General features: G+C 43.7%; 8 protein-coding genes. 4 read left to right on the top strand and 4 right to left on the bottom strand.

Annotation, left to right across the window (positions count from 1 at the left end; all coding sequences use genetic code 11):
• A partial coding sequence (locus tag ACLFWI_RS21010) for a galactose-1-phosphate uridylyltransferase (protein WP_446414533.1) occupies positions 1-619 on the bottom strand: 619 nt, incomplete at its 3' end.
• A 182-nt stretch (positions 620-801) separates the two neighbouring features.
• Here ACLFWI_RS21010 and ACLFWI_RS21005 point away from each other — a divergent pair.
• Positions 802-2,301, top strand: a complete 1,500-nt coding sequence (locus tag ACLFWI_RS21005; protein WP_446414532.1) for a glycosyltransferase — start codon at positions 802-804, stop codon at positions 2,299-2,301.
• A gap of 280 nt (positions 2,302-2,581) precedes the next feature.
• On the opposite strand, the gene ACLFWI_RS21000 is transcribed toward ACLFWI_RS21005, so the two are convergent.
• Complete coding sequence (locus tag ACLFWI_RS21000; RefSeq protein ID WP_446414531.1) at positions 2,582-4,306, bottom strand: ABC1 kinase family protein; 1,725 nt, start codon at positions 4,304-4,306, stop codon at positions 2,582-2,584.
• A 219-nt stretch (positions 4,307-4,525) separates the two neighbouring features.
• Between ACLFWI_RS21000 and ACLFWI_RS20995 the strand changes: the two genes are divergently transcribed.
• The gene (locus ACLFWI_RS20995) at positions 4,526-5,110 is read left to right on the top strand and encodes a Uma2 family endonuclease (protein ID WP_446406364.1); all 585 of its coding nucleotides are present in this window, start codon (positions 4,526-4,528) and stop codon (positions 5,108-5,110) included.
• A 15-nt stretch (positions 5,111-5,125) separates the two neighbouring features.
• Here ACLFWI_RS20995 and ACLFWI_RS20990 read toward each other — a convergent pair whose 3' ends face one another.
• Positions 5,126-5,293: a hypothetical protein gene (locus ACLFWI_RS20990; RefSeq protein ID WP_446406363.1), complete on the bottom strand. Its 168-nt coding sequence runs from the start codon at positions 5,291-5,293 to the stop codon at positions 5,126-5,128.
• 10 nt (positions 5,294-5,303) lie between these two features.
• Positions 5,304-5,549, bottom strand: coding sequence for an AbrB/MazE/SpoVT family DNA-binding domain-containing protein (locus tag ACLFWI_RS20985; protein WP_006102575.1), 246 nt, complete (start codon positions 5,547-5,549; stop codon positions 5,304-5,306).
• A gap of 331 nt (positions 5,550-5,880) precedes the next feature.
• Between ACLFWI_RS20985 and ACLFWI_RS20980 the strand changes: the two genes are divergently transcribed.
• Positions 5,881-8,637 (top strand): HEAT repeat domain-containing protein, encoded by a 2,757-nt coding sequence (locus tag ACLFWI_RS20980; RefSeq protein ID WP_446414530.1) that lies wholly within the window; start codon positions 5,881-5,883, stop codon positions 8,635-8,637.
• Between the two features lie 144 nt (positions 8,638-8,781).
• The coding region (locus tag ACLFWI_RS20975; RefSeq protein ID WP_446414529.1) for a HEAT repeat domain-containing protein at positions 8,782-8,981 on the top strand (200 nt) is incomplete at its 3' end.

Here is an 8,981-nt window from a genome sequence, read left to right as displayed (position 1 = left end):
CAAACTCTAAAATATCGCAATACACACATCGTTGCCATTGATCGTAATATCGCTGGGCTTCTTGTTCTCGCACTCGAATATTTTGCGGAACCATACCCGTTACAATCATTTGAGAATGGGGATGACTTAACGATGCACCCGCTTTCATCCCATGATTGCGAAAAATAATTGCCATCATATTCTTATGGGCTTGCATAAGTGTGACGTAGCGCTTGTGATAGGTCTCAATCACCGTTTCTACGTCCTCGATTGACATTGTGGCAAGATCTTGATAGTGATCAGGACTTTCAATAATCACTTCATGCTGACCATAACCGGGCATCATTAAATAAATCCCATTCTTAGATCGCTCTCTGTGTTCATTAGGGGTTAATGCCGGAAACTTATTCAGTACAACCCGCGTTTGCCAGCCTTTATGGTGTCGGCTGGGCATTTCCAGGACAATCGACTCAGCTTTATGTTCATTGCCGGGACAAAAGGGACAATCTCGCGGTAGAATCCCTGAAGCTTGTTTTTGGCGACTCTGTTGCTGAAAATCCTGGGGACGTTTACGCCGACTGGGTGCATAAATTACCCATTCTTTCGTCACCTTGTTGAGTCGGATTTGACCGGATTGCATAATGTCTAGCCCCTATAATGTACTTGGATAATTGTTGTCTTATAGTTGTCGATAATCGTTCTGAGCAGAATGCAAGTCTGATGTCAACTCATCCCTTTTGTCTATCATTTATGATTTAGACATCGTTGGTCTGATGTCAACTCATCCGTTGTGTCCCTCATTCATCATTCATCATTCAGACAATGTACATTGGCTTTCTCAACCCCCAAGGCAACTTTGACCCAGAGGATAGATATATTACAGAACATCCCGATTTTGGCGGTCAACTGGTTTACGTCAAGCAAGTCGCCCTAGCCATTGCAGCACAGGGACACCGGGTTGATATTCTCACCCGTCAAATCATTGATCCAGAGTGGGAGGGGTTTGCAGAACCCTTTGATGCGTATCCCGGTGTAGAAAATGTCCGGATTGTCCGCTTACCCGCCGGACCCCAGGAATTTTTACGCAAAGAGTTACTCTGGACTCATCTGGTTCAAGATTGGGTGCCCAATATTCTGAAATTTTATCAAGACCAAGGGGAAATTCCCGATATCATGACCGCCCACTACGCGGATGGGGGACTGGCGGGTTTATTACTTGAAGCGCAAACAGGCGTACCGTTTACGTTTACCGCCCATTCCCTCGGCGCTCAAAAGATGGACAAACTCAAGGTGACGCCAGAAAATTTGGCACAAATGAACGACTATTACTTCTTTGGACGCCGCCTAGTTGTCGAACGCCTCAGCATGAATCACTCGGCGATTAATATTACGAATACTCGCCAAGAACGCTGCAACCAATATAGTCATCCGGCTTATCGGGACGCCGTTGATGTCGATAATGATGCTCGCTTTGCGGTGATTCCACCGGGAGTAGATCCAGCTATGTTTAGTGCGGAGGTTCGCTCTGCCAACGAAGAGGCAACCTATCAGTTAGTTCAAGAAAAATTAACGCGAGATATTGCTGAGTCGCGGCGCGATTTACCCGTGATTTTGGCATCGAGTCGATTAGATCCCAAAAAGAACCTATTAGGACTTGTGCAAGCCTTTGCCTATAGTCCAATCTTGCAAGAACGAGCCAATGTGGTACTAATTACGGCGGGATTAGATAATCCACTAAAAGAGAAGGTGAAGGATGAACAAACGGAACAAAAGGTATTAGCTCCAATCCGGGAAGTGGTGAATGACCATAACTTATGGGGCAAAATTAGCGCCTTTTGCGTCCCGGATCAACCCGCCCTAGCCGCAACCTATCGCTTTTTAGCCCAACGCCGCTCGGTATTTGCCCTACCCTCTCTGTTTGAACCCTTTGGTTTAGCCCCCTTAGAAGCCGCCGCCGCCGGATTACCGGTTGTTGTTACCCAGAATGGGGGAATTACAGAGAGTTTGTCTACCGAGAATCAAGAGTATGGGGTTTTGATTGACCCCGATGATCCGGTGGATATGGCGCGAGGATTGGAGCGGTTAATCTGTAATGAATCTGAGTGGCAGAGTTTTTCTGGTCGCACTCAGCAACTGGTATTAAATCACTATACCTGGGAAAGTACGGCTCAAGGCTATTTAAACGTAATTGAGCAGATTTTATCGTCACCTAAAACCAATCGTCGAGTACCGCGACTCCCAATTCATCCGTTCTTACGTGATCCCCAACCGGAAAACGATGTTTCTTTGGCAGAACTTAGTCAACTCTACTTTGGCAAATAGCCAGTTTCTTAGTTGCGCTTGGGCGCTAAAAATTATAATGAAGCCAATCTGTAGGGGCGGGTTTTACTGATAACATTTCGGCACAAACCAATAACTGAACTAAACCCGCCCTTGGGGGAGAAAAACTACTATTATGCGCTGCATTGATATGAGTAACCAAGTAGGGGCTTGGTAACCAAGTAGGGGCTTGGTAACCAAGCCCCTACTCACCCTCACCCCATCTCCCCATCACCCTAATTATGGATATTCAACCGGACATGATATCATTTCTTGTTCGGCTTTAATCACGAAGCATCGCTGTCAAGGGTAAAATTGCCGCAATTTGCTCCGTTGACATAGTACCCAGAGAATTTAACGCCACATTAAATAACCGCCCCGGCTTCAAGTCATCTTTGACTAAATTCCACAGGCGTTGTACTTCTTCAGTGTGCAATCGGTCATCTTCTGTCAACGCCAATAGTACCTGACGCCGCAAAAACTTTCCTTCTTCCGATAACAGATATTGCAATCCTAGTTGGGCTGTGGGGAGTAAATCAAAGTTATCATCAGATCGCGCGATCGCAATCATATTCTCTAACCGTTGCCATTGGAATCTGCCATCCTTGAACAACACCTCAATCAACCGCCGCCGCATAGCGGGCGATTCCCCTTTGAGTAGACGTTTGGCGACATAAGGATAAGATACTTCAACAATTTTGAAATCTGGATTCAGGGTTAACGCCAACCCTTCCTGAGTTACCAATGACCGAATAATCAGGGCAAACTTGGCGGGAACTCGGAACGGATACTCAAACATTAACTCGGAAAAACTATCCGTAATCGTTTTAAAATTAAAGTCCCGTACACTTTGACCTACGGCTTCTCCCAGCACTCGTTCTAAGGCGGGAATAATTGGCGTGATGTCTGTATCTGGGGTTAAAAAGCCGAGGATGACAAACTTTTTCGCTAACTCCAAATAATCCTTATTGATTAAATCAATAACCGCACTGACAATTGTTTCTTTCGTTTCTTCCTCCAACTGATCCATCATGCCAAAGTCAATGTAAGCCATGCGACCATCGGGCATAGCAAACAAGTTACCGGGATGGGGATCAGCGTGGAAAAAGCCGTGTTCTAAGAGTTGACGTAAACCCGCTATGACCCCTGTTTGAATCACTTGGTCAGCATCAAGTCCCGCGGTGCAAAGGCTTTTCGTATCGGTTAACTTACACCCATTAATCCACTCTAAGGTTAAAACCCGGTGGTTACTGTACCTCCAATAAATCGACGGCACCTTGACACTGGGATCATCGCGGAAGTTACTAGCAAAAAGTTCCGCATGACGACCTTCGTTGACATAATCGATTTCTTCAAATAACTTCGTGCCAAATTCATCGACAATTAACGTCAAATCATGACCCAGATTCAGGGGAAGCCATCGGGATAACCAACCAGCTGACTTCCGCATTAAATAGAGATCCAGAGTGAGAGACTTGAGTAGGTTAGGACGCTGAACTTTAACTGCTACCTCTTCCCCGGTATGCAGATAAGCATGATAGACTTGACCGAGACTTGCCGCAGCGATTGGATCTGGAGAAATTTGGCGATAGACTTCGCTCACCGGACGATCTAACTCTGACTCGATAATCGCGAAGGCGGTTTTATTGTCAAAGGGTGGGAGTTGGTCTTGTAGCTTAATCAGTTCTTCTAAAAAATCTTTGCGAACTAAGTCCGGGCGCGTGGATAAAGCTTGTCCCACTTTAATAAACGTCGGACCAAGGCGAGTCAGGATCTGTCGCAGTTGAGTAGCGCGTTTAAACCGATTCCGCTCAACTTGGTTCCGCCACTCGTCCCACTTGAGACCCAGAATAAACTGGACAAAGTTCCAGATAATCCTTAAAGCCCGTCGGAGAACCACCCAAGGGCGATAGCGGTATTTGGCTGCGATCTCGTCGGGATCATAGCGGCGTCGGGGTTTAATCTGCTCGGCTTCAAGATAATCAACTTCAATGTATTGCTGACTCACAGCGATTTATAGCCTCTCACGTAACAAACTAGAAAAGTTTATTTATTTTTTTATCGTTTTGTTAAGTATATTCTATGTGATCCTACTTAGTCCAGACCACAACAGCGCTGAGGGGGAGTGGGGAGAGTCGATAGGCTAGCGGGAAGCAATTCGGCTGAAACCCTTACCCGATAAAGCTTTCAGTTACCATAGAAACGAGTGCAATAGGCAGAAGACACTATGCTAGTACAAAAGAAGCCACAGACCCATACTCTAGAAGAGTATTTCGCGTTAGAGGAACAATCGGAAACCAAACATGAGTACCACAACGGAGAAATTGTACCCATGACTGGCGGCACGACAAATCATAATCGTATTATTATCAATTTAGTGGCTTTTTTAAAGTTTGCCTTCCGGGGTAAACCACTGAGTTTTTTTGCCAGTGATGTTCGTCTATGGCTGCCTGCCTACAATTGCTACACATACCCAGATTTACAGATTATTTCTGGAGATATTCTGTATTACGAGAACCGCAAAGACACTGTAACTAACCCTTCAGTTATTGTGGAAGTCCTCTCGAATTCAACCCGCAGTTACGACAAAGGAGATAAATTCAAATATTATCGATCGCTCCCTACGTTTCAAGAATATATCACCATCGACCAGTATGGCTTTGAGGTGGAACAATATGTCAAAACCGATGACGGCAAATGGTTGGTGACTTACCTGGAATCTGAAGACTCTGTGTTATCTTTGACCTCTGTTGACTTTGAAATCTCCTTAAAGGATTTATACGATTGCGTACAGTTCGAGGAAGCCGATTAGATGCTATCTTTTCCATCACCGGAGGAATTTGATTGGCAAGGAATTACTCAGCCGTATCTCAGACGAGTGAAAGCAATATGTTGAGAGTCTGATGAATTGAGAATAATTCTCGATTCTCAGCACATAGACGCGATCGCACTGTTGCCACTGCTGTTCGTCATCTTGGGTAAGGTAGCGAACCATAATGTTTGTATCAAGTCCAATCATTTGCCCCCTCAGAGATGGCGCATTCCATTTCTTCGAGGGTAACTTTCCTGATGCCAGGTCGGTGTAAAAATCCTGATAATTTTTCTACAGAAACATTAAGAGGAATCAGTTTAACGTGACCGTCTTCATCAATAACAAAATCAATTTTACTGCCACTACTCAGTTTAAGGTAGTCCTGAATTTCTTGAGGAATCGTAATTTGTCCGGTATCGGTGACTGTTGTACTGAACATGACTAGGAATTTTGAGTCAGTTAAGCCCTTTAAATTATAATCCATTTGGATACCTCGGTAACAACCAGAGATTGGTGTTTACTTCTGGAAAGTAAGATGAATCCATTCAAAGCTGATTGGGAAAAATAATTTATTTTGGAAGTATTGACAAAGGCAGTGGTTTTATGGGAGACTTACTTCATAATGGGAAAATGTGTCCGCCTATAGGGTCGGTTTTCATCCTGATTCAACACAACTATGGGGTGAAATCATGATTAGAACGGTTAAGTTTATCATTGACCCACTTGCGACTATAGTAGAAAAATACAGATGAGTCGTTGGATAATGTCGGATGGATGCGCTCGTTGTTTGGGGAGTTGCCAATGCGGTTGGGTTCGTGTTTGGGGATGTCCTCAAGGAGTTGGCGAAGGGAACCTTAGAGGATTATACAAAAGATTTCTATGGCTATCTCAAACTAGAAACTCTAGATCCCGGTAGCTACAAATACCCGATGCGATTATGGCAGGTATTTGTCCCTCAAACCGTGCGGGAAGCCATGCCGCTTTATGATATTCCTAGAGATTATCTGAAACGGTTACAAGATGTCAACCAGTTAGATGAACAGATTTCCCCGGAAGAATTGGAACAGTATCGGGAAATCTACTATCGACAGCCGATTCGTTCCGTATTAGACATACTCCATCAACCCAATTACCCATACCTGGTTATTTTAGGTGATCCAGGTTCCGGGAAATCCACATTAGCCCAATATGTGGCGCTAGATTGGGCAGAGAAACCGACCAAGACGATTCCTCTGCTGATAGAATTACGGAATTATGCCCGCGATCGCACGTTACCGAAAACCTTCCTGGAGTTTATCCATCAGGGGGCGGCGGCGATTTGTCATCTGAATCAACATCGCTTGAATGAAGTATTAGAAACGGGAGATGCATTTGTCTTATTTGATGGTTTAGATGAGATATTTGACCCCGTTGCTAGAGATACACTGATTACTGAGATTATCCGCTTTACGAATCAGTATCCTAATGTTCGAGTAATGGTAACCTCTCGGATTATTGGCTATAAAGCCCAACGGTTACGGGATGCCCAGTTTCGTCATTTTACCTTACAGGATTTTGAAGCCGAACAAATTCAGACATTTGTGCAGAAATGGCATGATTTAGCCTTTGGCAATCAACCCGATAAACCCCGACTGCAAAACCGTTTACAACGGGCAATTAATGAGTCACCCGCGATTCGGGAATTAGCCGGAAATCCCTTATTATTAACCATGATGGCAATCTTAAATCGCAACCGAGAATTGCCACGGGAACGGGCGGAACTTTATGACGAAGCCTCGCGGGTTCTCCTCCATGAATGGGATATTGAGAAAGGATTACCCCCCGATGAAAAACTGTCCCCAGACACGATTACTCGCAAAGAAAAACAGGCGATGTTGCGGCGAGTGGCGTATCAGATGCAAGCTGCACCCCAAGGGTTAGCCGGGAATTTGATTAATGGGGATGAATTGGAACAGATTTTGGCGGGATATTTAGAGACACTGCAAGAAATAGAAAAACCGCGAACGGTGTCTCGGTTAATTATTAAGCAGTTACGGGAACGAAATTTTATCTTATGTTTCTCTGGTGCTGATTGCTATTCCTTTGTCCATCGCACGTTCCTGGAATTTTTCTGTGCGTGGGAGTTTGTCTGGCAGTTTAAAGAGAAACAATCGCTTTCGATAGACGAACTTAAGACAGAGGTATTTGGCAAGCATTGGCAGGAGGAGAGTTGGCATGAGGTACTGCGGTTAATTGCGGCGATGATTGATGAGCAGTTTGTTGGAGAAATTATTGATTATTTAATTAGGCAGAATGGGAAAGTGGCTAAGTTTAGGAATTTATTTTTAGCGGCTAAATGTTTGACAGAAGTCAGGAGTCGTTCCCAGATTAGCCAAACGGCGAATCAACTCCTGAACCTGCTCAAAAAATTAAGCCAGTGGGGAGATTACAAACAGCTTAATCAAAAACAATTTAGCTTAATCACTGACATTAGGATTCAAGCCGTAGCAACGATTGCATTAACATGGAAAGAGGACAGCAAAACTTTACCTTGGTTGGTATCTCGTCTTGCTCAAAATGATGTTCTTTCAGTACGCCAAGTCATTCTACAGGAGATCGTTAAGGGTTGGAAAGAGCATCCTGATACATTTCGGCTTTTAAGACATTGCGCTCAGTCTCATAATAATTCGGATGTGCGACTGGCTATTTTAAAGGAGATCGTTAAGGGCTGGAAAGAGCATCCTGCTACCTTACCTTGGCTTAAATCTTGCGTCTATTCCGATAAATCTTCCAGGGTGAGAGAGATAGTGTTGAAAGAGTTAATTCAAAATTGGCATTTATCTGAATTAGCTCGTGGTGGCAATTATAATTCTGAGCCTTTAACTTTTCTTAAAGCATTTGCTCAGTCTCATGGTGATGCAATTGTGCGGAAATTTGCTTTACGAGAGTTAGTCCATGATTATAAAAATGACTTAAATACCTCAAGTTTTCTCAAAACCTGCGCTCGTTCGGATGGTGATGCAACTGTGCGAAAATTCGCTTTACGAGAGTTGGCTAGTGGCTGGAAAGATGATCCTAATACCTCAACATTTCTCAAAACCTGCGCTCGTTCGGATAGCGACGCAACTGTGCGAAAATTCGCTCTACAAGAGTTGGCTCATGGTTGGAAGGATGATCCTGACACTTTAACTTTTCTTAAGTCATGCGTCCAGTCAGATAACGATACATTAATAAAACAAACGGCTCTACAAGAATTAGCATTTCACTGGAAAAACGCACCAAATATTAATAATTTTATCCTCAAGATAAAAGCTGAGTCAGATGGCGATGCAATCGTGCGAAAAGCGGCAATACAAGAGTTGGCTCGTGGCGGGAAGGATAACTATGATATTTTAACTTTTTTAAAATCTCGCGCTCAGTTAGATAGGGATGTAACAGTGCGACAAACTGCCATGCAAATGTTAGCTCGTGGCGGAAAAAATGATCCTAGTATTTTAAGTTTTGTTAAGGATTGCGTTTTGTCAGATCCTGATAAAAATATGCGATAAATTGCTTTAAAAGAATTAGATATTGGTTGGGGAAATGACCCAAATATCAGAATTCTTATTCTCAAGATAAAGGCTGAAGCAGATTTCAAGATAAAGGCTGAAGCAGATCTCAAGATAAAGGCTCAGTCAGATAGGGATACAACAGTGAGGAAAACGGCAATACAAGAGTTAGCTCATGGTGGGAAGGACAACCCTGATATTTTAACTTTTTTAAAGTCTTGCGCTCAGTCAGATAAGGATGTAATAGTGCGACAAACGGCAATACAAGAGTTAGCTCGTGGTGGGAAGAACAACCCTGATATTTTAACTTTTTTAAAGTCTTGCGCTCAGTCAGATAAGGATGT

It is taken from the genome of Coleofasciculus sp. (assembly GCF_046539235.1).
Classification (GTDB): Bacteria; Cyanobacteriota; Cyanobacteriia; order Cyanobacteriales; family Coleofasciculaceae; genus Coleofasciculus.
The sequence above is the reverse complement of the archived record's forward strand: the minus strand, read 5'-3'. Positions and strand labels throughout refer to the sequence as shown.